General features: G+C 66.5%; 16 protein-coding genes. 13 read left to right on the top strand and 3 right to left on the bottom strand.

Annotated features, from left to right (window positions below; genetic code table 11):
* Positions 1–8: 8 nt before the first annotated feature.
* The 9 genes from JQK15_RS15055 to JQK15_RS15015 all read left to right on the top strand — a co-directional run bounded on the left by JQK15_RS15055 (position 9) and on the right by JQK15_RS15015 (position 15,004).
* A complete protein-coding gene (locus tag JQK15_RS15055) occupies positions 9–2,171 on the top strand; it encodes a penicillin acylase family protein (protein WP_214866258.1) in 2,163 nt (720 codons plus the stop codon).
* Positions 2,172–2,180: 9 nt separating this feature from the next.
* The gene (locus JQK15_RS15050) at positions 2,181–3,545 is read left to right on the top strand and encodes an amidohydrolase family protein (RefSeq protein WP_214866311.1); all 1,365 of its coding nucleotides are present in this window, start codon (positions 2,181–2,183) and stop codon (positions 3,543–3,545) included.
* Positions 3,542–4,666: a dipeptidase gene (locus JQK15_RS15045; RefSeq protein WP_214866257.1), complete on the top strand. Its 1,125-nt coding sequence runs from the start codon at positions 3,542–3,544 to the stop codon at positions 4,664–4,666. The genes JQK15_RS15050 and JQK15_RS15045 overlap by 4 nt, the downstream gene beginning before the upstream one ends.
* Before the next feature lie 4 nt (positions 4,667–4,670).
* On the top strand, positions 4,671–5,543 hold the full coding sequence (locus JQK15_RS15040) for an ROK family protein (RefSeq protein WP_214866256.1): 873 nt from the start codon (positions 4,671–4,673) through the stop codon (positions 5,541–5,543).
* A gap of 11 nt (positions 5,544–5,554) precedes the next feature.
* Entirely contained in the window at positions 5,555–7,027 is a 1,473-nt protein-coding gene (pdxR, locus tag JQK15_RS15035; protein WP_004208515.1) for a MocR-like pyridoxine biosynthesis transcription factor PdxR, read from the top strand.
* Between the two features lie 67 nt (positions 7,028–7,094).
* Positions 7,095–7,727 (top strand): FMN-binding negative transcriptional regulator, encoded by a 633-nt coding sequence (locus JQK15_RS15030; protein ID WP_214866255.1) that lies wholly within the window; start codon positions 7,095–7,097, stop codon positions 7,725–7,727.
* On the top strand, positions 7,724–9,409 hold the full coding sequence (locus JQK15_RS15025; RefSeq protein ID WP_214866254.1) for an amidohydrolase: 1,686 nt from the start codon (positions 7,724–7,726) through the stop codon (positions 9,407–9,409). Before JQK15_RS15030 ends, JQK15_RS15025 begins: the two co-directional genes overlap by 4 nt.
* 64 nt (positions 9,410–9,473) lie before the next feature.
* Entirely contained in the window at positions 9,474–11,717 is a 2,244-nt protein-coding gene (locus JQK15_RS15020) for a TonB-dependent receptor (protein WP_214866253.1), read from the top strand.
* 83 nt (positions 11,718–11,800) lie between these two features.
* The gene (locus tag JQK15_RS15015; protein ID WP_214866252.1) at positions 11,801–15,004 is read left to right on the top strand and encodes an amidohydrolase family protein; all 3,204 of its coding nucleotides are present in this window, start codon (positions 11,801–11,803) and stop codon (positions 15,002–15,004) included.
* A gap of 6 nt (positions 15,005–15,010) precedes the next feature.
* Here the strand turns inward: JQK15_RS15015 and JQK15_RS15010 are convergent, their stop codons facing one another.
* Positions 15,011–15,907, bottom strand: coding sequence for a LysR substrate-binding domain-containing protein (locus JQK15_RS15010; RefSeq protein WP_010339681.1), 897 nt, complete (start codon positions 15,905–15,907; stop codon positions 15,011–15,013).
* Between the two features lie 329 nt (positions 15,908–16,236).
* Here JQK15_RS15010 and JQK15_RS15005 point away from each other — a divergent pair, with 329 nt between their 5' ends.
* The 4 genes from JQK15_RS15005 (at position 16,237) to JQK15_RS14990 (ending at position 22,956) form a co-directional block, all read left to right on the top strand.
* Positions 16,237–19,431 (top strand): efflux RND transporter permease subunit, encoded by a 3,195-nt coding sequence (locus tag JQK15_RS15005; RefSeq protein WP_017500943.1) that lies wholly within the window; start codon positions 16,237–16,239, stop codon positions 19,429–19,431.
* A complete protein-coding gene (locus JQK15_RS15000; protein ID WP_125985327.1) occupies positions 19,424–20,629 on the top strand; it encodes an efflux RND transporter periplasmic adaptor subunit in 1,206 nt (401 codons plus the stop codon). Before JQK15_RS15005 ends, JQK15_RS15000 begins: the two co-directional genes overlap by 8 nt.
* Positions 20,619–22,025 carry an efflux transporter outer membrane subunit gene (locus JQK15_RS14995; protein WP_214866251.1) on the top strand — a complete coding sequence of 469 codons (1,407 nt, stop codon included), beginning with the start codon at positions 20,619–20,621 and terminating at the stop codon, positions 22,023–22,025. The genes JQK15_RS15000 and JQK15_RS14995 overlap by 11 nt, the downstream gene beginning before the upstream one ends.
* 184 nt (positions 22,026–22,209) lie before the next feature.
* Positions 22,210–22,956, top strand: coding sequence for an SDR family NAD(P)-dependent oxidoreductase (locus JQK15_RS14990; RefSeq protein WP_214866250.1), 747 nt, complete (start codon positions 22,210–22,212; stop codon positions 22,954–22,956).
* 51 nt (positions 22,957–23,007) lie between these two features.
* Here the strand turns inward: JQK15_RS14990 and JQK15_RS14985 are convergent, their stop codons facing one another.
* Both JQK15_RS14985 and JQK15_RS14980 read right to left on the bottom strand, forming a co-directional pair.
* A complete protein-coding gene (locus JQK15_RS14985) occupies positions 23,008–24,060 on the bottom strand; it encodes a HoxN/HupN/NixA family nickel/cobalt transporter (protein WP_214866249.1) in 1,053 nt (350 codons plus the stop codon).
* Entirely contained in the window at positions 24,057–25,556 is a 1,500-nt protein-coding gene (locus JQK15_RS14980) for a PepSY-associated transmembrane domain-containing protein (protein ID WP_214866248.1), read from the bottom strand. The genes JQK15_RS14985 and JQK15_RS14980 overlap by 4 nt, the downstream gene beginning before the upstream one ends.

Raw genomic sequence — 25,556 nt, 5'->3', positions numbered from 1 at the left:
CCCTCTCTATGACGAAATTCCTGCCGCGCGCCACCTCCCTTGCGGGGGCATTGGTCGCTCTTGCCGCCTGCCCTGCCCTTGCCCAATCGCCGACCGCGCTCTCGCCGGCCAAGGTCACCATCACCCGCGACCAGTGGGGCATCGCCCATGTCCATGGCGCGACCGACGCCGATGCCGTGTTCGGCATGGTCTATGCCCAGGCCGAAGACGACTTCAACCGGATCGAGACCAATTATCTGGTCAATCTCGGCCGCCTCGCCGAAGCCGAGGGTGAGAAGGCGATCTGGCAGGATCTGCGCCAGCGCCTGTTCATCGATCCTGCCCGGTTGCAGGCCGACTATGCCCGCAGCCCGGCCTGGCTCAAGAAGCTGATGCAGGCCTGGGCCGATGGCCTGAATTATTATCTATCGACCCATCCGATGGTGAAGCCGCGGGTCATCACCCGGTTCGAACCGTGGATGGCATTGAGCTTCACCGAAGGCAGCATCGGCGGCGATATCGAGCGGGTGCCGCTGACCCAGCTCCAGGCCTTTTACGAGAAGAAGCCGGTGGCGCTGACCATGCTGGAACAGGGCCTGGCCTATCGCGAGCCGCAGGGGTCGAACGGCTTTGCCATCGCGCCATCCCGAACGCAGGAAGGCCATGCGCTGCTGATGATCAACCCGCACACCAGCTTCTTCTTCCGATCCGAACTGCAGATGAGCAGCGACGAAGGGCTGGACGCCTATGGCGCGGTCACCTGGGGCCAGTTCTTCATCTATCAGGGCTTTAACCGCCATATCGGCTGGATGCACACGTCGAGCGGCATCGACAATGTCGACGAATTTGCCGAAACGATCGTGCCGCAGGGCGATCGCCTCTTCTATCGCTATGGCAAGGAATTGCGCCCGGTCACCGAAAAGACCATCGCCATTTCCTACCGTACCGAAGACGGCAAGCTCGCCCAACGCGCCTTCACCGGTTACTCCACCCATCATGGCCCGATCGTGCGGACGCAGGGCGACAAGTGGATCGCCTTCGCGCTGATGAACAAACCGGTGCCGGCGCTGGAGCAAAGCTATCTGCGCACCAAGACCAGCGATTATGCGAGCTTCCTCAAGGTCGCAGAGAATAAGGCGAACAGCAGCAACAACACGCTGCTGGCCGACGACAAGGGCGAGATCGCCTATCTCCACCCGCAATTCGTGCCGATCCGCGACGATCGCTTCGACTATACGAAGCCGGTGGACGGCAGCGATCCGGCGACCGACTGGCGCGGCCTGCATGACCTGTCCAGCCTGCCCCAGGCGGTGAACCCGAAGGGCGGCTGGGCGATGAACACCAATAACTGGCCCTGGACGGCCGCCGGCGCGGATAGCCCACAGCGCGCGGCCTTTCCCCGCTACATGGACCAGGCCGGCGAAAATCCGCGCGGCCCCCATGCGCAGATCGTGCTGTCGGCCAATGGCCACTTCACCCTCGATAGCCTGATCGGCGCTGCCTATGATCCCTATCTGACCGGCTTCGCCCGGCTGGTTCCGGGCCTAATCGCGGCCCAGGACAGGGCGCCCGATCCGGCGCTGGCCGATGCGGTGCAGAGCCTGCGCGGCTGGGACTATAAATGGAGCCTGACCTCGACCCAGACCTCGCTCGCGGTCTTCTGGGGCGAGGCGCTGTGGAAGGCGGTGGCCCCGGCCGCCAAGGAAGCGGGCCTGTCCACCATCGACTATATGGCGACCCGCGCGACCGACGCGCAGAAGCTGGCGGCGCTGCGCGAGGCGGTCGAGCGGCTGACCACCGATTTCGGCAGCATCGCCGTGCCCTGGGGCGAGATCAACCGGTATCAGCGCAATGACGGCGCGATCGTCCAGACCTTCGACGACGCCAAGCCCAGCACGCCCATCCCGTTTGCCTCGTCGCAATGGGGATCGCTCGCCGCCTTCGGCGCGGCGCGCTATCCGGGGACGAAGCGCTATTATGGCACGAAGGGCAACAGCTTCGTCGCGGCGGTCGAGTTCGGGCCGAAGGTCGTCGCCCGCGCGGTCAGCGCCGGCGGCGAGAGCGGCGATCCCCACTCGCCCCATTTCGCCGATCAGGTCGACCTCTATGCCAAGGGCGATCTGCGCCCGGTCTATTTCTACCCCGAAGACATAAAGGCCCATGCCGTCCGCACCTATCGGCCCGGCGAATAAGGACAGATGATGCACACCCCCCGCCTTGCCGCCCTGATCGCCTGCGCCCTGCCCTTCGCCGCCTTTGCCCAGCCGCCCAAGCCGGCCGAGGAGGCGATACTCTATAGCGGTGCCACCATCATCGACGGCACCGGCGCCGCGCCGCGCGGCAATCAGGACATGCTGGTGCGCGGCGACCGGATCATCGCGCTGGCACCGCATGGCAGCCTGCCCGCCGCCGATGTCGCCGGCGCGAAGCAGGTCGATCTGGCCGGCCGCTATGTCATCCCCGGCCTGATCGACAGCCATGTCCATATGGCAACCCCGCCCAACGCCGTGCAGGCCAAGGCGATGCTGCGCCGCAATCTCTATGGCGGGGTGACGGCGGTGCGCGACATGGCCGACGATCTGCGCTCGGTCGGCGAACTGGCGCGCGAGGCGCGGATGGCGGAAATTCCGGCGCCCGACATCTATTATGCCGCGATCATGGCCGGCCGCCCCTTCTTCGCCGATCCGCGCGTCGCCGCCGCCAGCCAGGGAGTTACGCCGGGCACCGCGCCCTGGATGCAGGCGATCGACGACAAGACCGATCTCAAGGAAGCCATCACCCTGGCGCGCGGCACATCGGCCAGCGCGATCAAGGTCTATGCCGACCTCACTCCGCGCCAGGTCAAAGCCGTGACCGCCGCCGCCCATCGCCAGCATATGCTGGTCTGGGCGCATAGTTCTGTCTTCCCTACCCGCCCGGCCGACGTGATCGCCGCCAGGCCGGATGCGATCAGCCATGTCTGCTATCTCGCCTATCAACGCGAGCCGGTAATGCTGGCGGCTTATGAGGACCGGACGCCGGTGCATGAAAATCTGCTGGCGCCGGGCGATGATGACCCGGTGATGGCCGACCTGTTCCGCGCGATGCTGAAACAGGGCACGATCCTCGACGCGACCGGCGCGCTGTTCGTGAAATATGAGACCAAGCGCAAGGCCGATCCCAAGGCGAAGCCGCTGCGCTGCGCCGGCGACCTCACCACCCGCCTGACCCGCCAGGCGTGGAAGATGGGCGTTCCCATCTCCACCGGCACCGATTTCGTCGGTGAGGTCGAGGACCAGTGGCCTGCGGTTCATGAGGAACTGCTCTTCCTCGCCCGCAATGTCGGCATGCCGCCGGTCGAGGTGATCCGGTCCGCCACGCTGGTCGGCGCGCAGGCGGCGGGGCAGGCGAAGGATATGGGCTCGATCGAACCGGGCAAGCTCGCCAATTTCGTGGTGCTGAAAGGCGATCCGGTCGCCGACATCGCCAATATCCAGACGATCGAGACGGTGGTGAAGCGCGGCAAGGCCTATGCCCGCACCGCCTATGTGCCCGTGACAAAGGAAGAAATGGGGGACGACGAATGAAGCTGGATCGGCGCAATTTCATGGGGGTTTCGGCCGCGATGCTGGCGGCAAGCAGCGCGCGGGCAGCGGGCGTTGACGCCGATCCGATCAAGGACATGATCGTCATCAATGCGCTGGGTGGCCTGGGCGATCCCAACCAGCCGGCAGATTCCCTCGTTCCGCAGTTCAGCCCGCGCGTGCTGGCCGAAGCCCATGCTTCGGGCCTCACCGCCGTCAACATCACCATTGGCTATGTCTCCGGATCGGATGACCCGTTCGAGCAGAGCGTGCGCGAAGTGGCCGAGACCGATGCGCAGATACGTGCCAATAGCCGCGACCTGATGAAGATTCTGACCGCCGCCGACATCAGCCGCGCCAAGGCGGAGGGGAAAGTGGGCTTGATCTATGGCTTCCAGAATGGCGCGATGATGGGCCAGGACGCCAGCCGGGTCGACATTTTCGCCAACCTGGGCGTGCGCATCTTCCAGCTGACCTATAATCCCGCCAACCAGCTTGGCGATGGATCGATGGCACCGGGCAATCGCGGCCTGACCCCGTTCGGGCGCGAGGTTGTCGCGCGCTGCAATGCGCAGCGGGTGATGGTCGACCTGTCGCACAGCGGCGAACAGACCTGCCTGGAGGCGGCGCGCATCTCGAAACAGCCAATCTCGATCAACCACACCGGCTGCCGCGCGGTCACCAACCTGCCCCGCAACAAGACCGACGCAGAATTGAAGCTGGTCGCCGATCGCGGCGGCTTCGTCGGCATCTATTTCATGCCCTTCCTCGACCTGTCCGGCCATGCCCGCGCCGAACATGTCGTCGCCCATATCGACCATGCGGTGAATCTGTGCGGCGAGGATCATGTCGGCATCGGCACCGACGGCACGGTGACGCAGATCGACGACCTCAAGGCCTATGAGGCGGTGTTGGCCAAGGAAATCGCCGCGCGCCAGGCCGCCGGGATCAGCGCCAAGGGCGAACGGCCCGACACCTATCCCTTCGTCGCCGACCTGCGCGGCCCGGACCAGTTCCGCAAGCTCGTTGGGCTGCTGCGCGCCAAAGGCTATTCGACGGCCCGGATCGAGAAGATATTGGGCGGTAATTTCCTGGCCTATGCGCAAACCATCTGGGGAGCATGAATTGATGCTGGCAGGCGTAGAACTGGGCGGCACCAAATGCATCTGCATCCTGGGCACCGGGCCGGACGATATCCAGGCGCAGGTGGAAATTCCGACCACCACGCCTGCCGAGACCCTGTCAGCGGTGGCCGCGACATTGGCCGGATGGGATTTCGCCGCGCTGGGCCTTGGCAGCTTCGGACCGCTTGATCTTGATCCGGCGTCGGCCAGCTTCGGCTCGATCGTCAGCACGCCCAAGCCTGGCTGGAGCGGAACGGACATCACCCACCTCGCGGCCGGACGCCCCTTCATGGTCGATACCGATGTCAATGGCGCGGCGCTGGCCGAGGGGCGCTGGGGCGCGGCGCAGGGGTTAACCAGTTGGGCCTATGTCACGGTCGGCACCGGCATCGGCGTGGGCAGCATCGTGTCCGGCATGCCCGTGCGCGGACTGGGCCATAGCGAGGCCGGGCATATGCGCGTCCCGCGCGCCGCCGGAGACATTTTTGCAGGCAATTGCCCCTTCCATCGCGATTGCCTGGAGGGACTGGCCAATGGTCCTGCGATCGAGGCGCGGACCGGCCAGCGCGGACGCGACGTGTCCGCTGATGATCCGCAATGGTCGTTCGTCGCCCATGCGCTGGCGGCGATGTGCCATAACCTCGCGTTGACCAGCCTGCCCCAGCGTATCCTGATCGGCGGTGGGGTCGCCATGGGCCAGCCCCAGTTGATGCCCCTGATCCGCGATGGACTGACCGCCAGCCTGGCGGCCTATGGCGCGGCTGCGACGATCGCATCGATGGACGACTATGTCGCCCACCCGGCACTGGGCGGCCGCGCCGGGCCGCTCGGGACGATCGCCCTTGCCGACATGGCCCTGGCGGCATTGCGGCGCTGATCGCCACGCGGATGCTGCGCCCCTGGACCCTGCCGCTCAAGGAACGGGTGCGGATCGCGCCGGACAGCCCGCGCTACATGCAGATCGCCCATGGGCTGATCCACGAGATCGAGCGCGGCCGGCTGTTGCCCGGCGAATTCCTGCCGAGCAGCCGGGAACTCGCCGCCGCGCTGGAGGTCAATCGCAAGACCATCGTCACCGCCTATGAGGAACTGATCGCGCAGGGCTGGCTGGTGAGCGCGGGAACGCGCGGCACCATCGTGTCGACCTCCCTGCCCAGCAGCGACGATGCCCCTGCCCCGCCGATCGCCCCCGACACCCGCCAGCCGGACGAAACCGAATATCCCTTCCTGGCCGCACCCGACCGGCTGATCGCCATCCCGGCGGGCAAATGGCGCAAGCTGGACGAGGGCGTCGCCGACGGGCGCCTGTTTCCCGCCGACCTGCTCGCCCGCGCCTATCGCAAGGCGGCGGAGGGGGCATCGCGTGCCAATGCGCTCCATTATCGCGACCCACGCGGATCGCCCCGGCTGCGCCAGGAAATCGCCAGCATGTTGCGGCGCCAGCGCGGCCTGATGGTCGGCGCGGAAAATATCTGCATCACCCGCGGCAGCCAGATGGGCGTGTTCCTGACCGCGCGCATCCTGATCCGGCCGGGCGACGCGGTGCTGGTCGAACGGCTGACCTATGAGCCGGCGGTCGCCGCCTTCCGCGCCTGCGGCGCCAAGATCGTCACGGTCGGGCTGGACGAGGATGGGGTCGATGTCGCCGATGTGGAGCGCGCCTGCCGCAAGCATCGCGTCCGCGCCATCTTCGTGACGCCGCATCACCAGTTTCCGACCACCGTGTCGATGCGGCCCGAACGGCGGCTGCGCCTGCTGGAACTGGCGCGGCAATTCGCCTTCGCGATCATCGAGGATGATTATGATCATGAGTTCCACTTCGGCGCGCAGCCGCTGCTGCCGATGGCGAGCTATGCCCCGGCGCGGGTGATCTATGCCGGGTCGATGTCCAAGCTGCTCGTGCCGGCGCTGCGCATCGGCTATATCGCCGCCGCGCCCAAGGTCGTGGATGCGCTGGCCTATCAGATCTCGCTGATCGACGGCATGGGCAATACCGTGACGGAGGAGGCCGCCGCCGAACTGCTGGAGAGCGGCGAGGTGCGCCGCCATGTGCGCAAGACGGCGCAGATCTACGCCCGGCGGCGCGATGCCTTCGCGCGCAATCTTGACAGCGAAATGGACAGGTTGATCGACTATCGCCTGCCCGATGGCGGCCTCGCCTTCTGGTTGCAGTTCAAGGACATGGCGGCGCTCGACCGGCTGGAAGCGCGGGCGCCCGAGATCGGCCTCAGCTTCGCCTCCTCGCACAGCTATGCGGCCGAGGAAGGGACCGAGCGGGGGCTGCGCATCGGCTTTGCCAGCCTGACCGAGGAGGAGGCGAAAGAGGTGTTGCAGGCGCTGCGCCGCTGCGCCGAACCCTGATCTTACTTGGACCCCTTCACTTTCCTGAATTGGATGTTTCGGGCGGGTCCAATGCCGGCGCAGTGTCATGCATATGAAATATGCGCCCCGCTCCCCGGACGACATCGTCACCCTGATCGGCGACCATCCGCTCTGCTGGATCGTCTCCCATAGCGAGGCCGGCTTCGGCGCGACGCCGCTGCCGCTGCTGGCCGAATGCGACGCGGACGGTGCGCTGGTGTCGCTGCTGGGCCATTTTGCCCTGTCCAACCCGCAGGTCGCGCAACTGCGCACGGCCCCCCGCGCCACCGTGCTGGTGAACGGGCCGCAGGCCTATATCTCGCCCGAAATGCAGTCGAACCCGACATGGGTGCCGACCTGGAACTATGCGATGGCGGTGCTGACCGTCGATGTCGAGCTGTTGCCGGAGGCGACGCGCGAGTCGATCGAGACGCTGACCGACCGGATGGAGGCGGGTCGCGTCGCCCCCTGGCATATCGATGATGCCGGCGCGCGGCTGGAGCCGATGATGAAGCATATCATCGGCTTTCGCGCCCATGTCCGCGCGATCGACGGCCGGTTCAAGCTGGGCCGCGACGAAAGCCGCCAGGGCATCAACGAGATTGTCGGCAGCCTGGCCCCCGGCGGGCTGCGCGACTGGATGCAGATCTACAATGAAGATCGGCTGGACGAGACCAGCCACGAGGGAGCAGAGCAATGATGTTCAGCCGACGCGAAATGCTGGCCGGGGGCGCGACCGGCCTGGCCGGACTGGCATTGAGCAGCAGCCTGTGGGCCAGGACGCAGATGCTCGACACCGCCTATGTCAACGCGACGGTCTGGACCGGCGAAGGCATGCCGACGGCGCGATCGGCGATCGGCATCGCCGGTGGACGCATCGCCGCGATCGGCGCGGCGGCGGTCAAGGCGCAGTCGGGCAAGACAACCCGCATCATCGATCTGGGCGGCGCCTTCGTCATGCCCGGCTTCACCGACGCCCACACCCATTTCCTCACCGGCTCCTATCTGTTGAGCCAGCCCAATCTGCGCGAGGCGAAGAGCCCGCAGGAATTTGCCCGCATCGTCGGCGAGGCGGCCAAGAGCCTGAAGCCCGGCCAATGGTTGCAGGGTGGCAGCTGGGACGCGGAACTATGGGGCGGCGAACTGCCCGACCGCAGCTGGATGGACCCGGTGACGCCGAACACCCCGGTCGCGGTGCAGCGGCTGGACCTGCACATGCTGGCGCTCAATTCGCTGGCGCTGAAACTGGCCGGGATCGACCGCAACACCCCCGACGTGGCCGGCGGCATGATCGTGCGCGACAAGGATGGCAACCCGACCGGCATCCTGAAGGATGCGGCGATGGATCTGGTCAAGCGCGCCATCCCCGCGCCGACCGACGCCGACAAGGAGGATGCCGCGCGCCAGGGCATCGCCCATGGCCTGTCCAAGGGCGTGGTCCAGGTCCACACCACCGAACTGGACTGGATCACCCATGACACGCTGCGCCGCCTGCGTGCCAAGGGCGAAACCGACATGCGCTTCTATTCCTTCGTGCCGTTGCAGGACTGGGCGAAGCTCAAGGCGCTGATCGATGCCGAAGGACGCGGCGACGACTGGGTGCGTTGGGGTGGCCTCAAGCTGCAATATGACGGGTCGCTGGGGTCGCGCACCGCGATGTTCTATCGCCCATATGACGACGCGCCCGACAATAAAGGCTTCCCGATCCACAAGCGCGCCGATGTGCAGCAATGGACCAATGATGCCGATGCGGCGGGGCTGCAGATCACCATCCACGGTATCGGCGACAAGGCGAATGACGAGGCGCTGGACATCTTTGCCGCCGCTGCCGCGAAAAATGGCAAGCGCGACCGCCGTTTCCGCATCGAACATGCCCAGCATCTGGCGCCGGCCGCGATCCCGCGCTTCGCCCAGCAGCAGGTCATCGCATCGGTCCAGCCCTATCATGCGATCGACGACGGACGCTGGGCGATCCAGCGCGTCGGCGCCGAGCGGCTGAAGGGCACCTATGCGTTCAAGTCGCTGCTCGACGCCGGGGCGAAGGTCGCCTTCGGATCGGACTGGCCGGTGGCGCCGCTCGATCCGCTGACCGGGGTCGCCGCCGCCGTGCTGCGCCAGACGATAGACGGCGCGAACCCCGGCGGCTGGCTGCCCGAGCAGAAGATCAGCCTGCTCCAGGCGCTACATGCCTATACCGCGACCAACGCCTTTGCCGGTTTCAGCGACGACCGGATGGGCCTGCTGAAGCCCGGCATGCTGGCCGATTTCGCGGTGCTGGACGCCGATCTGTTCGCGATCGATCCGACGACGATCGGCGCGGCCAAGGTGCTGCGCACGATCGTCGGCGGTCGCCAGCGCTTCGGCGAAGGGAGCGACATCTAACAACAGAGCAAGGGAGAAAGCCGGCCGGAACAAGGCCGGTTCTCACATCATAAGGGGAATGACAATGAACAGACTGACGCATCTCAAGACTGTGAGTTTCACCGCCATGGCGGCCGCGACCATCTTGTCCGGCACCGCCCTTGCCCAGGCCCCGGCCGCCAGCGACAGCGAGACGATCATCGTCACCGCCGGCAAGCGCGACGAGGATATCCGCCAGGTCGCCCTGCCGATCAGCGCCGTCACCGGCGAGCAGCTCAAGAAGATGAACGCCAACAGCCTGTCGGACTATATCGTCCGACTGCCCGGCGTGGTGTTCAACGATTATCAGCCCGGCATTTCCGAAGTCGTGATCCGCGGGGTCGCCGCCACCACCTATCATGAGCAGGGCCAGACCACGGTCGGCTATTATCTCAACGAAGTGCCGGTGGTGGAGCCGGGCTTCCCGATCGGCATCCCCGACGTCGACACGTTCGACCTGCAGCGCGTCGAAGTGCTGCGCGGGCCCCAGGGCACCCTGTTCGGCTCCTCGACGCTGGGCGGCCTCGTCAACTATGTCGCCAATGTCGCCGATCCGTCGAAGGTCGACGCCGCCGCATCGGGCCTGGTCGGCACGACCAAGAACGCCTCGGGCGAACTCAACTATGCCGCCAAGGCGATGATCAACATCCCGCTGGTCGCCGATCAGCTGGCGCTGCGCCTGGTCGCGCTGCAGCGGTCGGACGCGGGCTATCTCGACAATCCTGGCATCGGCGTGAACGGCTCGAACGATTATCGCACCCGCGGCCTGCGCGGATCGATCGTCGCCAATCTGGGCGAGACGACAAAGGTCACCTATCTGTCGAGCTGGCAGGACAGCAAGCTGGACGACCAGACCTATCTCGACCTGCCAAACCCCTATGTCCGCAACCTGCCGCGCGCCGAAACCCAGAAGACGAAATTCTGGATGAACAGCCTGCGGCTGGACCAGGAAGTGAGCGACATCGCCAATCTGACGGTGCTGGGGTCGATCACCAAGAAGACCAACACCACCATCTTCTCCTACCCCTATGCCTATGTGACCGGCGTCACCACCGGCGATGGTGCGGCCTATTCGCTGGGCGAGGCCGATGCGCTCATCAAGACGGTGGAGGCCCGCCTCGCCTCGGCCGGCGATGGTCCGTTCAAATGGCTGGTCGGCGTCAGCTATTTGCAGGCCAAGAAGAACAGCTATGACCAGATCTTCCAGGCAGGGGCGGCCGACTATATCGACGCCAATCCCGACCTGTTCGGCGGCTATTCCGGTGCGCAACTGACGCCGGGCGACCGCCTCTATGGCTATTTCACCAAGAGCACGAACGAGGATTTCGGCATCTTCGGCGAACTGTCCTACAAGCCGGTGGAGCAGATCGAGATCACGCTGGGCGGTCGCTATTATGACACCACCGCCAAGGCCGACGTGCTGAACCAGGCCGGTGCGCTGGGCGGCTATGAAGGCGGCTATACGCCGACCGACAGCAGCGGCAGCGTCAACCAGAAGGAGGACGGCTTCCTGCCCAAGGCGACGATCGCCTGGCGTCCCTCGAAGGATGTCATGGTCTATGCCACCTATTCGCAGGGCTATCGCGTCGGCGGCATCAACCCCAATGCCGGCCTGCTGCCCAGCATTCCGGAGGCCTATGAGAGCGACAAGGTCAAGAATTACGAAATCGGCGTGAAGGCGCAGACGCCCGACGGCCGCTTCGCCATCGACCTGACCGGCTTCCACCTCGACTGGAACAATATCCAGGCGCGTCTCTTCGGCCCGGCGCCCTCCTATTATTCCTATGTCGTCAATGCCGGTGGCGCGCGGGTCAACGGTGTGGAATTTTCCGGCACGGTGAACGTCAACAAGATCGTCCACTTCACCACCAACGTCACCTGGCAGGATGCGGAGCTGACCGAATTCCTCCCCTATCCGTTCGACGTTGCGGGGCTGGGCGGCTATGCCAAGGGCACGACGCTGCCGGGTTCGTCCAAATGGTCGATCGCCAATAATCTGACGCTCAGCTTCGCCGATGTGACCGGCGCGCCCAGCTTCGACATCGCGCATCGCTACCTCTCGTCGGCGCCGACCAGCTTCGACGATGTCTCGCGCCGTGGCGACTTCAACGTGTTCGACCTGCGCGCCTCGGTCAGCCTGGGCGAGAAGGTCCGGCTGATGGCCTTCGCCAACAATGTGTTCGACAAATATGGCGTGCTGAACGCGCCGTTCGCGAACGATGCGGCGACGCCGCAGGGCTCGATCATCCGGCCGCGCACCATCGGCCTGCGTGCCGACTGGAGCCTCTAACCGCCTTGAAGAACGGGGCCGCATCCGCAAGGCTGCGGCCCCGTTCCCTATCTGCCTTCCTAGCCCCTGACCGAAAGGCCGCAATGCGTTCTCTTGCCTCCTTGCTGCTGGGTGCGTCCCTGCTTTGTGCCCATCCCGCGCTGGCGCAGGACAGCAAGGGGCTGAGCCTGACGCCCACCCGGACGCTGCGCTATGACGCGCATGAGGCGACCTGGATGCAGCCGGACATGTCGCCCGATGGCCGGACGATCCTGTTCGACCTGCTGGGCGACATCTATGCGCTGGACGCAGGCGGGGGCGCGGCGCGGCCGCTGCTGACCGGCATGGCATTCGAGCGCAATCCGGTATTCTCGCCCGACGGCAAGCAGTTTGCCTTCCTTTCCGACCGATCGGGCGTCACCAATCTCTGGATCGCCAATGTCGATGGCACCGGCCTAAAACAGCTGTCGCAGGACCAGTCGCTCGCCATCTATTCCTCGCCCGCCTGGTCGCCCGATGGCCGCTCTGTCTATGTCTCGCGCACGGTCCATTCGATCCTGGCGTTCGAGCTGTTCATGTATGACCGTGACGGCGGCAGCGGCATCCAGATCACCAAGGCGGGATCGCCCGACAATTGGGACGCGAAGATGAACGCCATGGGCGCGGTCGCGGCGCCCGATGGCCGCTCTCTCTATTATGCGACCAAGCGCGGCCATACCTGGACCGAGAATGACCTGCCCAACTGGTCGATCGCGCGCCGCGACCTCAAGAGCGGGCAGGACGAGACGATCATCCAGTCGGCCGGGGGCGCGATGCGCCCGGCGCTCTCGCATGACGGCAAGCTGCTCGCTTATGCCAGCCGGCAGGGTCAGAAGGACGGACTGCGCCTGCGCAATCTGGAGACCGGCGAGGACAAATGGATCGCCTTCCCGATCGATCGGGACGGCCAGGATGGCGGCTATTATGCCGACCTGCTGCCGCGCTTCAGCTTCATGCCGGGCGACACGGCAATGCTGATGAGCGTCGGCGGCGGGATCCGGCGGCTCGACATTGCGTCGGGCAAGATCAGCGACATCCCCTTCACCGCGCCGGTGCAACTCGGCCTCGGCCCGCTGACTCGTGTGCGGCAGACGGAAGAGACCGGCCCGGTTCGTGTCCGCGTGGTGCAGGCGCCGCGCCAGTCGCCCGACGGCGGCAGCGTCGCCTTCACCGCGCTGGGCGGCCTCTATGTCCAGAAGCTGACAGCGAACATGACACCCAGACAGCTGGTCGCGGCCGATGCCTTCCAGCCGAGCTGGTCGCCCGATGGCAAGAGCATCGCCTATGTGAGCTGGACCGCCAAGGATGGCGGGCATGTCTGGACGATACCGGCGACGGGCGGCACGCCGCGCCGGCTCACCCAGTTCCCGGCCTATTACAGCCAGCCCGTCTTCACCCCCGACGGCAAGGGCGTGGTGGCGTTGCGCGCGAACCAGTATGACCGGCTGCGCACCGCGTCGGAGATCGATCCCGCGCGCCCGACCGACATCATCCACATGCCCGTCGGCGGCGGCGCAGCGCGGCTGATCACCCATGCCATGGGCGCCCGCCAGCCGCAGTTCGGCGGCGAAAGTGACACCCTCTATTTCTACGGCGCGGGCGGCCTGTCCTGCGTGCCGCTGGCGGGGGGGGATCCGCAACCGCTGCTGCGCGTGCTAGCCCATGGGCTGGGCCAATATTTCCCCGGTCCCGCGCCGGTCGAGGATGTGCGGATCAGCCCGGACGGCAGCCGCGCGCTCATCAAGTCGTTCAGCCAGGCCTATCTGGTCGATATCCCGCCGGCCAATGGCGGCGAGCCGGCGACCGTCAATCTCGACACGCCGGCGGTTGCGCGACGCAAGCTGACACGGGTCGGCGCCGACTTCATCGACTGGGCCGACAAGGGCGCGACCGTCACCTGGTCGGTCGGATCGACCTTCCGCCGCTTGCCGATCGATCAGGCATTGAACGCGGCACCGGGCGCGGCCGAGACGGCGGCGCAGAGCTTCGCCCTACCGGTCGAGCTGCCGCGCGATGTGCCCCACGGCAGCGTCGTGCTGCGCGGCGCGACCGTCATGCCGATGGCGGGCGGGCAGGATGTGATCCGCAACGCCGACATCGTCATCACCGACAATCGCATCGTCGCGGTCGGCGCCAGCGGATCGGTCGCCGTGCCGCAGGGCGCGACGATCCGCGATGTGGGCGGCAAATATATCGTCCCCGGCTTCGTCGACACCCATGCCCATTGGTTCGAGATACGGCGCGGCATTCAGGAACGCGGCCATTGGGACTTTGCTGCCAATCTCGCCTTCGGTGTCACGTCGGCGCTCGACCCGCAGCCCTTCACCACCGACATCTTCGCCTATCAGGACATGATCGATGCCGGCATGATGCGGGGGCCGCGCGCCTGGTCGACCGGGCCGGGCGTGTTCGTGAACGCAGAAATCCACAGCAAGCAGGATGCGGTCGACGTCCTCACCCGCTATCGCGACCATTATCGCACGCGGAACATCAAGAGCTACATGATCGGCGACCGCGCCCAGCGCCAGTTCATGGTCGAGGCAGCGGCGGAACTGGGCATGATGCCCACGACCGAAGGCGCGAGCGACATGGTGCTGAACCTGACCCACGCGATCGACGGCTTTTCCGGCAATGAACATGCCATCCCGGTATCGCCGTTGCGCGAGGATATCGTCCGCCTGTTCGCGCAGAGCCGCACCAGCTACACGCCAACCATCTTGGTCGCCTATGGCACCACCCCGGCGCTGTTCGACTTCATCATCAACAAGCGGCCGCAGGACGACGCGAAATGGACCCATTTCGTGCCGGCCGGCATCGTCAGCGACAAGCTGCGCAACCGCCACTGGATGCCGCCAGAGGCCCAGAGCTGGCAGCAGATCGCGGCCGACGCGGTGAAGATCCAGCGCGCCGGCGGCCTCGTCGGCCTTGGCAGCCATGGCGAGATTCAGGGGCTGGGCTATCAGTGGGAGTTGCAGGCCTTTGCCGCTGGCGGCGCGACACCGATGGAGGCGCTGAAGGCCGCGACGATCGGGTCGGCCGAGGTGATCGGCCATAGCGACGATGTCGGCAGCCTGGAACCGGGCAAGTTTGCCGACCTGCTGATCCTGGACGCCGATCCGCTGGCCGACATCGCCAATGCGCAGAAGATCGGCGCGGTGATGAAGAATGGCCGGATTTACGATCCCGCGACGCTGGATGAAATCTGGCCGACGCCTGCCAAATTGGCCGAACCCTGGTTCGCGCAGGATGGTGCCACCCCGACGCCCTGAGCCATGTCAGCGCGCCGGGCTGTCCTCCAGCACGGTCGCGCGGAATGCCTCGGCCGGGGGCGACAAAGTGCGATGGTGGATCATCCATAGCGAACTGGTGACGGGCGAGGTGAAGCGGCGGTTGACGACATTGTCGACATGCAGCCGCGCCATCGACCGCGCGATCACGGTCGGGCCGAACCCGGCGGAAACGAGCCCCAGCAAGGTCGCCAGGCTGCGCGCCTCATGCGCGATCCGCGGCACGAACCCCGCCGCCTCGCACTGGGCGAAGAAATGCTCGGTAAAGCCCGCCCCATTGGGCGCGCCATAGAGGACCAGCGGCTCGCCGGCGAGATCGGTGATGCTGGGATCTTCTTTGCGCAATGCCAGCGGATGATCGTCGCGCAATGCGAGCAGCATGTCCTCGGTCAACAGGCAGTGCGACACCATGTCCTCGGGCAGCACCGGCGGCAGGAAATCGCGCACCAGGCCGATGTCGAGCTGATGGTTGCGCACATTCTCGATCTGCTCATCGCGCCCCTGTTCGCGCAGGATCAGTTCGACCTGCGGATAGGTCTGGCGAAAGCGATAGAGGGCGCTGGCGATCTGCGGCACGAACGGGCCGGACGCGGTGAAGCCCAGACCCAGATGGCCGATCTCGCCACGCTGCGCCCGGCGCGCGGTCTGGCTGGCGCGATCCGCCTGCACCAATGTCGCCCGCGCCTCCGGCTCGAACAACCGCCCCGCTTCGGTCAGGCGGACACGGCGGCTGGTGCGGTCGAACAGGCGCACGCCCAGTTCCTCCTCCAGCGCCCGGATCTGCTGGCTGAGTGGCGGTTGCGATATGCCCAGGCGCAGCGCGGCCCGGCCGAAATGCATTTCCTCGGCAACAGTCAGGAAATAGCGGAGATGGCGGAGATCCATTGATCCATTCGTCAGAAATATCGATTATACCATATTATATATTAGACGCAGAATGTCCAAGGGCGCATGGCCCATCGCGGATGTGGCGGTGGTCCTCATCGTCCCATGGCATTGTGCGCGGATTCGCCCCCGATCCCGCTGCGCGTGTCATATTGCGGCCGACCAGCGGATTGCCGTCACATTCATGAATGCCGTTCATAGGCTCATGCCGCCATGCCGCTCTGGCAACCCGGCTGCAGAACCCGTAAAATAAGGGCATTCCTTCTGGAGAGGCGCCAAATTTTCGCACCCCGGCATCGTTCCGCCGGGAGATGCGCCGGGAGTCGTGAATGATCGGTATCGTCAAGGTTGCCCTGCATCGCCCGCTGACCTTCATTGTCATGGCGATCCTGATCGCGATCGTGGGCATCCTGTCCGCCGCACGCACCCCGGTCGACATGTTCCCCAATATCCGCATCCCGGTGATCGCGGTCGCCTTCCAATATGCCGGCCTGTCGCCCGAGGACATGTCGGGCCGAATCGTCGGCCCTTATGAGCGCGTGCTGACCACCACGGTCAACGACATCGAACATATCGAAAGCCAGTCGCTGCAGGGCATTGGTGTCATCAAGATCTATTTCCAGCCCGGCGCCGACATCCGCACCGCCACCGCGCAGGTGACGTCGATCTCGCAGACCGTGCTGCGCCAGATGCCGCCGGGCGTCACCCCGCCGCTGATCCTGAACTATAGCGCGTCGACGGTGCCGATCCTGCAGCTCGCGCTGTCGGGCAAGGGCCTGTCGGAACAGCAATTGTTCGACCTTGGCCAGAACCAGATCCGGCCGCAGCTGGTGACCATCCCCGGCCTCGCCATGCCTTTCCCCTCGGGCGGCAAGCAGCGCCAGGTGCAGATCGATCTCAATCCGCTGGCGCTCCAGTCCAAGGGGCTGTCGGCGCAGGATGTCGGCAACGCCATCGCCGCGCAGAACCAGATCAACCCGGCCGGCTTCGTCAAGATCGGCGCGACCCAATATAGCGTCCGCCTGAACAATGCGCCGGAATCGATCGCCGCGCTCAACGACCTTCCGGTCAAGGTGGTGAACGGCGCAACCATCTACATGCGCGACGTCGCCTATGTCCGCGACGGGGCCGGGCCGCAGCAGAATATCGTCCATGTGGAAGGTAGCCGTTCGGCGCTGCTGACCGTGCTCAAAAATGGCAGCACCTCCACCCTCGCCATCGTCGACGGGGTGAAGCAGGCGCTACCGAAGATTTCGGCTACCCTGCCCGACACGCTCAAGATCCTGCCGATCGGCGACCAGTCGCTGTTCGTGAAGGCGGCGGTCGAGGGCGTCATCCATGAAGGCGCGATCGCCGCCGCGCTCACCTCGCTGATGATCCTGCTGTTCCTGGGCAGCTGGCGCTCGACCGTCATCATCGCGCTGTCGATCCCGCTCGCCATTCTGGCGGCGATCGCGGCGCTGGCGATGTTCGGCCAGACCCTCAACGTCATGACGCTGGGCGGCCTCGCGCTGGCGGTCGGCATTCTGGTCGACGACGCGACCGTGACGATCGAGAATATCAACTGGCACCTGGAACAGGGCAAGGGCGTGATCGAGGCGATCCTGGACGGCGCGGCACAGATCGTGACGCCGGCCTTCGTCTCGCTGCTGTGCATCTGCATCGTGTTCGTGCCGATGTTCTTCCTGCCCGGCGTCGCCGGCTTCCTGTTCGTGCCGATGGCACTGTCGGTGGTGTTCGCGATGATCGCGTCGTTCATCCTGTCGCGCACGCTGGTGCCGACCATGGCGATGTATCTGCTGAAACCGCACCATGTCGGCGACGAGGACGAGCATCTGGCCGGCACGGCGACGTCGAGGAACCCGCTCGTCCGCTTCCAGCGCGGCTTTGAATATCGGTTCGAGAAGGTCCGCACCTCCTATGTCGGGATGCTTCACCGCGCGCTGGGCGCCCGCAAGCCCTTCCTGATCGGCTTCATGGCGGTCGTCGTCCTGTCCTTCGGCCTGCTGCCGTTCCTGGGCAGCAACTTCTTCCCGTCGGTCGATTCCGGCCAGATCGCCATGCATATCCGCGTGCCGGTCGGCGCCCGGATCGAGGATACGGCCGCCCGCTTCGACCAGATCGGACGCGAAGTGCGCAAGATCATCCCGGCCGACCAGCTGGGATCGATCACCGACAATATCGGCCTGCCGGTCAGCTCCATCAACACCGTCTACAACAATAGCGGCACCATCGGTCCGCAGGACGGCGACATGCTGATCGCGCTCAACAAGGGCCATCGTCCGACCGACGAGTTCGTCTCGCAGCTGCGCCGTGAACTGCCGCGCCGCTTCCCCGGCACGACCTTCGCCTTCCTGCCCGCCGACATCACCAGCCAGATCCTGAACTTCGGCGCGCCCGCGCCGATCGACATCCAGATCGCGGGCAAGGATGCCGAGGCGAACCGCGCCTATGCGCAGAAGCTGCTGGCGAAGATCACCACCATTCCGGGCCTGGCCGACGCCCGCATCCAGCAGCCCGGCCGGGCGCCGCAGCTGGACGTCGATGTCGATCGCTCCCGCGTCGGCCAATATGGCCTGACCGAACGGGACGTGACCACCAGCCTTGCCAGCTCGCTGGCCGGCACCTCGCAGACCGCGCCGGTCTTCTTCGTGAACCCGCAGAATGGCGTCCAATATCCGGTCGTCGCGCAGGCACCCGAATATCTGGTCGGGTCGATGAGCGACCTGTCCAACGTGCCGGTGTCGGGTGCCGGTGCCAGCGCGGTGCAGCCGCTGGGCGGCCTTGCCACCATCGTCCGCTCCAACACCGTGCCGGTCGTGTCGCACTATAATATCGCGCCGGTGCTCGACATCTTCGCGACCACGCAGGGCCGTGACCTGGGCGCGGTGGCGGGCGACATCGACCGGGCGATCAAGTCGCTGAAGGCGGAGGAGCCCAAGGGCGCCACCATCACCATTCGCGGCCAATATGCGACGATGAACACCGCCTTCTCGGGCCTTGGCTTCGGTCTCGCCGGCGCGATCGTGCTCATCTACCTGCTGATCGTCGTCAACTTCCAGAGCTGGGTCGACCCGTTCGTCATCATCACCGCCCTGCCCGCGGCGCTGGCCGGCATCATCTGGATGCTGTTCATGACCGGCACCACTTTGTCGGTACCGGCGCTGACCGGCGCGATCATGTGCATGGGCGTGGCGACGGCCAACTCGATCCTGGTCGTCAGCTTCGCCCGCGAACGGCTCGCCGAACTGGGCGACGCGACCAAGGCCGCTCTGGAAGCCGGCATGGTCCGCTTCCGCCCGGTGCTGATGACCGCGCTCGCCATGATCATCGGCATGGGTCCGATGGCCCTGGGCCTGGGCGAAGGCGGCGAACAAAATGCCCCGCTGGGCCGCGCCGTCGTCGGCGGCCTGATCTGCGCCACCATCGCCACCCTCTTCTTCGTCCCCACCGTCTTCGCCTTCGTCCATAGCCGCAAGGCTGCGAAGGCCAACAACATGGAAATGCAGCCGAGCCATGTCTGACCATAACAGCATCGAAAATCCCGAGCAGGCCGGCCCCGACAGCGGCACGCTGAAGAAGATCGGCATCGGCGCGGCCGTGGTCGCGCTCGCCGTGGTCGGCGTGGGCGTCGCCTCGCGCATCAGCGCCACCAACGAACTGCGCGAAACCGCCGCCGACGCATCGGTGCCGACCGTCGCGGTCGTGAAGCCAACGATGAATGGCGAGGGCAACGACCTGGTCCTGCCCGGCAATGTGCAGGCTTATAACAGCGCCGCCATCTATGCCCGCACCAATGGCTATGTCCGCCGCTGGCTGGCCGATATCGGCGACCGGGTGCGCGCAGGCCAGCCGCTCGCGATCCTCGACGCGCCCGATCTCGACCAGCAGGTCGCCGCCGCGCAGGCCGATTATCAGACCGCGCTCGCCAACCAGCGCCTCGCCGAAACCACCTCGAAGCGCTGGAGCGCGATGCTGGCGCAGGACGCCGTCTCGCGTCAGGAGGCCGACGAGAAGGCCGGCGATCTCGCCGCCCGCACCGCCGTCTCCAACGCGGCGCTCGCCAACGTCAAGCGGCTGAAGGCCCAGCAGGGCTTCACCCGCCTCGCCGCGCCGTTCGACGGTGTCGTCACCAGCCGTTCGGCCCAGATCGGCGCGCTGGTGGTGTCCGGCAATGCCGCCGCCCAACCTTTGTTCACCGTGTCCGACATCCATCGCATGCGCATCTATGTCCGCGTGCCGCAGGGCTATTCGGCTTCGGTCCGGCCGGGCATGGGCGCCACGCTGACCCTGCCCGAATATCCCGGCCGCAGCTTCAACGCGACCCTGACCAGCAGTTCCGGCGCGGTCGATGCGCAGTCGGGCGCAGTGCTGGTCCAGTTGCAGGCGGAAAATCCCGATGGCGCGCTGAAGCCGGGTGCCTTCGCCCAGGTCAGCTTCAAGGTCGGCGCCGGCCAGGGCAATGGCATGACCCTGCCGGGCAGCGCGATCCTCTACAGCAACAACGGCCCCAGCGTCGCCGTGGTGGGTGCTGACAATCGCATCACCATGAAGCCGGTCGCCATCGCCCGTGACGAGGGCGCCACGGTGCAGATCGCCAGTGGCCTCAGCCCCAATGACCGGATCGTCGACACCCCGCCCGATGCGATCCGCACCGGCGACACGGTGAAGGTGCAGGCGTCGGCGCCCGCCGGCGGAAAGGGTGCGACGCATGCGCGCTGACCGCCGGATCGGCGGCGCGGGCGTGACATTGGCGGCGGTCTTGCTGGCCGGTTGCTCGATGGCGCCGGCCTATCAGCCGCCCCAGACCAGCGCCCCCGCCGAATATAAGGAAGTGGCGGGCTGGACCGCTGCCCAGCCCGCCGACGCGACGCCGCGCGGCAATTGGTGGGAGGCGTTCAACGATCCCGTCCTAAACGACTTGGAAACCCGCGCCGAGCAGGCCAGCCCGACTTTGGCCGCCGCGCTCGCCCGCTATGACCAGGCGCGCGCCGCCGCGCGGGTGGAAAATGCCGACCTGTTCCCGCAGGTCAGCGCCGGCGCCGATGCCGGCCGCCGCCGCGTGTCGGGCAACCGATTCCAGGGCAATGGCAGCGCCGTCACCTATAATGACTATGTGGTGGGTGGCAGCCTCGACTATGAACTCGACCTGTGGGGCCGCATCCGCAACAGCGTGAAGGCGGCGCGGGCCGATGCCGACGCCAGCAATGCCGATCTCGCCTCCGCCCGGCTCAGCCTGCAGGCGGCCGTCGCCGATGCCTATGCGCGGCTGCGCGGGCTGGATGCGCAGGCGGAGTTGCTGCACCAGACGGTCGAAGCCTTCGGCAAGGCCTATGACCTGACCGACCGGCGGCACAAGGGCGGCGTGTCGTCGGGCATCGACGTCAATCGCGCCAAGACGGTGCTGGACAATGCGAAGGCGGACATCTCCGCCATCGCCAACGAGCGCGCCGCGACCGAGCATGAGATCGCCGCGCTGGTCGGCGCGATCGCGTCGGACTTCAGCATCGCCGCGCGCGCCCAGCCGCTTGCCGCGCCGGACGTGCCGACCGGCGCACCGTCGCAACTGCTGGAGCGCCGGCCCGACATCGCGGCAGCCGAACGGCGCATGTTCGCCGCCAATGCGCGGATCGGCGTCGCCAAGGCGGCCTTCTTCCCGACACTGACGCTGGGCCTCACCGGCGGATGGGAAACCACCCATGGCGACCTGTTCTCCACCCCCAACAGCTTCTGGGGCCTTGGTCCAGCATCGGCGCTGCTCAACCTGTTCGACGGCGGCAAGCGCCGCGCACAGGTGAAGATGTCGCGCGCCGAATATGAGGAACTGGCTGCCGGCTATCGCGACACGGTGCTGACCGCCTTCCGCCAGGTCGAGGATGCGGTTGCCGCCAACCATCATCTGTCCGACCAGATCGGCCATCAGCGCAGCGCCGCCGACGCCGCCCAGCGCACCAGCGATCTGGCACTGACCCGCTATCGCGATGGCGCGTCGGACTATCTGGAGGTGGTGACGGCCCAGACCGATGCGCTCGACGCCCAGCGCGCGGTGCTGATCGCCCAGACGCAGCGGATGCGCGCCAGCGTCGCGCTGGTGAAGGCGCTGGGCGGGGCGGCCTGATCTCGCTAAGAGACTGTTTTAGAAAGCCGGTTCCAGCCCACTCCCCCGCCCAACCACCCGATCCAGTGTCATCCTGTCGGGTGGTTGGGCGGGGGAGCGGGCTGGAACCGTAACGAAAAATCGCTCTTTCGCGATTTTTCAAACAGGCTCTAAGGCGACCGCCAACAGCGGATAGGAGACCGACATGACCAAGACCGTCCTCATCACCGGCGCGACCGCCGGCATCGGCGAAGCCGCCGTCCGCGCCTTTGCCGCCGATGGCTGGCAGGTGATCGGCACCGGCCGCCGCGCCGATCGGCTGGAAAAGCTGACCGCCGAAATCGGTGACGCCTTCTGCCCGCTGGCCTTCGACATGCGCGACGAAGCCGCGATCGATGCGGCGCTGTCCAGCCTGCCCGAAGCTTTCCGTGCGATCGACATGCTGGTCAACAATGCCGGCCTGGCGCTCGGCACCGCGCCGGCCCAGTCGGCCGACCTCGCCCAGTGGCAGCAGATGATCGAGACCAACATCACCGGCCTCGTCACCGTCACCCACAAGCTGTTGCCCGGTCTGGTCGCGCGCAAGGGCGGGATCATCAATCTGAGTTCGGTCGCGGCAACCTATCCCTACACCGGCGGCAATGTCTATGGCGGCACCAAGGCGTTCGTGCGCCAATTCTCGCTCGGCCTGCGGTCGGACCTGCACGGCACCGGCGTGCGCGTCACCTCGATCGAACCGGGCATGGTCGAAACCGAATTCACGCTGGTCCGCACCGGCAGCCAGCAGGCGTCCGACACCCTCTATGGCAATGCCAATCCGATGACGGCGGAGGATATCGCCGCCACCCTGCTCTGGGTCGCGAACCAGCCGGCGCATCTCAACATCAACACGCTGGAACTGATGCCGGTCAGCCAGTCCTTCGCCGGCTTCCAGGTCGCGCGCGAGGGGTAAAGACTGCCGTTCGGGCTGGGCGAAACCGAAGCTCAGCCCGAACGGAATAGGCTAAGCCCGCACTTCCCCGGCCGGGGCCAGTTCGATCGCGTCATAGCCCTTCCAGCGATAGAAGAGCGCGCTGGCGATCCAGCAGGCGATGAACAGGCCGATGATCGCAAAGCCCAGATCGTTGAAATGCTCGCCAAGCGTGGCGGCGACGTCCCAGATGCCGCCGGAGAGCCCCAGCTTGTCGCCCAGCAGCGCCAGCGTCTCGATCGTGCCGATGCCGATCGCCACCGCCGCCGACAAGGCGGTGATGACGATATTATAGTAGAGCTTGCGCAGCGGCTTCACGAACGCCCATTGATAGGCACCCATCATCAGCATGCCGTCGACCGTATCGACCAGCGCCATGCCCGCCGCGAACAGCAGGGGCAGCACCAGTACCGGCCCCAGCGCGAAGCCGTCGCTCGCCTGCGCCGCGGAGAGGCCCAATATCGCGACTTCGGTCGCGGTGTCGAAGCCCAGGCCGAAGAGGAAGCCCAGCGGCGCCATCTGCCAGGGGCGCGAGATCAGGCGGAAGACCGGACGGAACAGGCGCGACAGCGGCCCGCGCCCGCCAGTCAGCATGTCGAGATCCGCCTCGACATAGCTGCCGCCCGCCTGCACCCGGCGGAAGGTCGCCCAGACCTGGCGCAGGATCATGAGGTTCATGATCGCGATGGCGAACAGGAAGGTGGCGGAAATCAGCGTCGCCACCACGCCGCCGGCAGCGCGGAACCGCTCCAGCCCGGCCAGCGCACTGACCGCATAGGCGAGGCCCAGCGCGGCGATCAGCACGATCGCGCTATGGCCGATCGCGAACCACAGGCCCACGGTCAGCGGCCGCTGCCCATCCTGCATCAGCTTGCGCGTCACATTGTCGATCGCGGCGATATGATCGGCATCGACCGCATGGCGCAGGCCAAGGCCCCAGGCGAGCAGGGCCGTGCCCATCATCACCGGTCGGTCGCCGAACAGGGCGAAGGCCCAGCCCCAGACGGCCAGATTGGCAAGGACGAGCGCCGCGATCAGCGGCACGCTGCGTCGCCGAAGCGACGCCTGCAAAGGGGTGGCGGTCATGCGGTTTCTCCGATCAGGGGCCGCACGGCGCAGGCGCGCCGCCGGCGATTGCGGACGCGGCGCAGATCACGCCGCAGCTTGGAAAGGCCCATCCATGTGCCGGTGCCGCAGACCAACGTGACCATGGCGAGCAGCGGCAGGACGATGATGTCCCACCAGGGGCGGGTGCGCAGCAGCGGGAAGTCGAGCCGGTGCAGCCCGTCCTGCAACCAGCGGAAGGCGCGGCCATTGCGGTCGAAGGCGCGGATCAGACGGCCGGACGCGGGATCGACATAGAGGCGTGTCGCCTGATCATCGGCCAGGATGACGCGCCACACCGGCAGGGCGACGCTGGCCTTGTGGCCATAATAATAGGCGTCTTCCTGCCGCAGCAGGTCGAGCGAGGCGATCGACGGTCCATCCTGGAGCGCCGCGCGCAGGCCCGCTTCGGACAAAGCAGCGGATCGTCCGGCAGCGTCGAAGCGCTGCGCCTTGCCCGCCCGATCGATCGCCACCAGATGAACGGCACCGGCAACGGGCACCACCTCCAGCCGGACGCTTCCCTGCGGCAAGGCCGGCAGCGCCGCGATCGCCCGGCGCGCATCGCCCCAGGCGAAGTCGCCGTTCAGCCGCTGGCGCTCCGTCATCATCGCCTCGCTGTCCAGCAGGCCCCAGGGGTTCATCGACAACAGCCCGCTCGCCACCCAGGTCAGCGTCACTATGCCGAAGAACAGCCCGGCCATATGATGCCACCACCACAGGCCCCGATAGGGCGATCCAATGCTGCCGTCGCGGCGACGGCGCAGCCGGGCGATGCCGACCCACAGGCCGGTGATCGTGAGGAAGCAGCTGATCAGCGAGGTCCAGATGACGACCTGGCTCCACAGCGCGCCATCCTGTCGCAGGATCGTGGGATAGAGCCAGTGCGGCACCGCGCCGAGCCAGCCCCAGAAGCGCTGGAAGCGGGTGGTCAGCTGCACCACTTCCCCGCTCTTGCCCGAGACATAGACCTGCGTGCCGGCCGCATCGGCATAATCGACACGGTAGAGCGGCGCATTGCGGCGGAAGGTCTGGACCGTCCACTGGTCCATCTCCGTCTGCGCGACCTGCCCGACCGGGCCGGCAATGGCGCTGTTGCGGCCGAATTCGCGCGCGATCCTGTGGATATTTTGCGGATCGACCTGCTCGACCGGTTTCCCCGACGCCCAGTCATGGGTGCCGGCGGAGACCCGCATCTGCGGGATGGTTCGCGTCGGATCGAGCGCCGGCGTCACCCGCAATACGGGCCGCCCCGCCATCATCTCGATCCGGGCGGCGGACAGCATCATGGCGTCGGGCAACATCCCTGCCTGCCCCGGCGACAGATTGAGGGGCGTGAGCCCCCCAAGCTGCGCGGCCGGTGTCAGGCGCGGATAGTCGACATAGAGCATCACGAAGCCGGACAGGCACCACAGCGTCATGACGGCGCCGATGAGGATGCCCAGCCAGCGATGCAGCAGCAGGACCGGCCGCAACAT

The organism is Sphingobium sp. BHU LFT2 (assembly GCF_018604485.1).
GTDB lineage: Bacteria > Pseudomonadota > Alphaproteobacteria > Sphingomonadales > Sphingomonadaceae > Sphingobium > Sphingobium yanoikuyae_A.
The sequence above is the reverse complement of the archived record's forward strand: the minus strand, read 5'-3'. Positions and strand labels throughout refer to the sequence as shown.

Excerpts from the sequence above, each read along its gene's own strand:
- JQK15_RS14985 (WP_214866249.1), bottom strand. The coding sequence starts at position 24,060 with ATGACCGCCACCCCTTTGCAGGCGTCGCTTCGGCGACGCAGCGTGCCG.
- JQK15_RS15040 (WP_214866256.1), top strand. The coding sequence starts at position 4,671 with ATGCTGGCAGGCGTAGAACTGGGCGGCACCAAATGCATCTGCATCCTG.
- JQK15_RS14990 (WP_214866250.1), top strand. The coding sequence starts at position 22,210 with ATGACCAAGACCGTCCTCATCACCGGCGCGACCGCCGGCATCGGCGAA.
- JQK15_RS15045 (WP_214866257.1), top strand. The coding sequence starts at position 3,542 with ATGAAGCTGGATCGGCGCAATTTCATGGGGGTTTCGGCCGCGATGCTG.
- pdxR (WP_004208515.1), top strand. The coding sequence starts at position 5,555 with ATGCTGCGCCCCTGGACCCTGCCGCTCAAGGAACGGGTGCGGATCGCG.
- JQK15_RS15010 (WP_010339681.1), bottom strand. The coding sequence starts at position 15,907 with ATGGATCTCCGCCATCTCCGCTATTTCCTGACTGTTGCCGAGGAAATG.
- JQK15_RS15020 (WP_214866253.1), top strand. The coding sequence starts at position 9,474 with ATGAACAGACTGACGCATCTCAAGACTGTGAGTTTCACCGCCATGGCG.
- JQK15_RS15055 (WP_214866258.1), top strand. The coding sequence starts at position 9 with ATGACGAAATTCCTGCCGCGCGCCACCTCCCTTGCGGGGGCATTGGTC.
- JQK15_RS15025 (WP_214866254.1), top strand. The coding sequence starts at position 7,724 with ATGATGTTCAGCCGACGCGAAATGCTGGCCGGGGGCGCGACCGGCCTG.
- JQK15_RS15015 (WP_214866252.1), top strand. The coding sequence starts at position 11,801 with ATGCGTTCTCTTGCCTCCTTGCTGCTGGGTGCGTCCCTGCTTTGTGCC.
- JQK15_RS14980 (WP_214866248.1), bottom strand. The coding sequence starts at position 25,556 with ATGTTGCGGCCGGTCCTGCTGCTGCATCGCTGGCTGGGCATCCTCATC.
- JQK15_RS15030 (WP_214866255.1), top strand. The coding sequence starts at position 7,095 with ATGCATATGAAATATGCGCCCCGCTCCCCGGACGACATCGTCACCCTG.
- JQK15_RS15005 (WP_017500943.1), top strand. The coding sequence starts at position 16,237 with ATGATCGGTATCGTCAAGGTTGCCCTGCATCGCCCGCTGACCTTCATT.
- JQK15_RS15050 (WP_214866311.1), top strand. The coding sequence starts at position 2,181 with ATGCACACCCCCCGCCTTGCCGCCCTGATCGCCTGCGCCCTGCCCTTC.
- JQK15_RS14995 (WP_214866251.1), top strand. The coding sequence starts at position 20,619 with ATGCGCGCTGACCGCCGGATCGGCGGCGCGGGCGTGACATTGGCGGCG.
- JQK15_RS15000 (WP_125985327.1), top strand. The coding sequence starts at position 19,424 with ATGTCTGACCATAACAGCATCGAAAATCCCGAGCAGGCCGGCCCCGAC.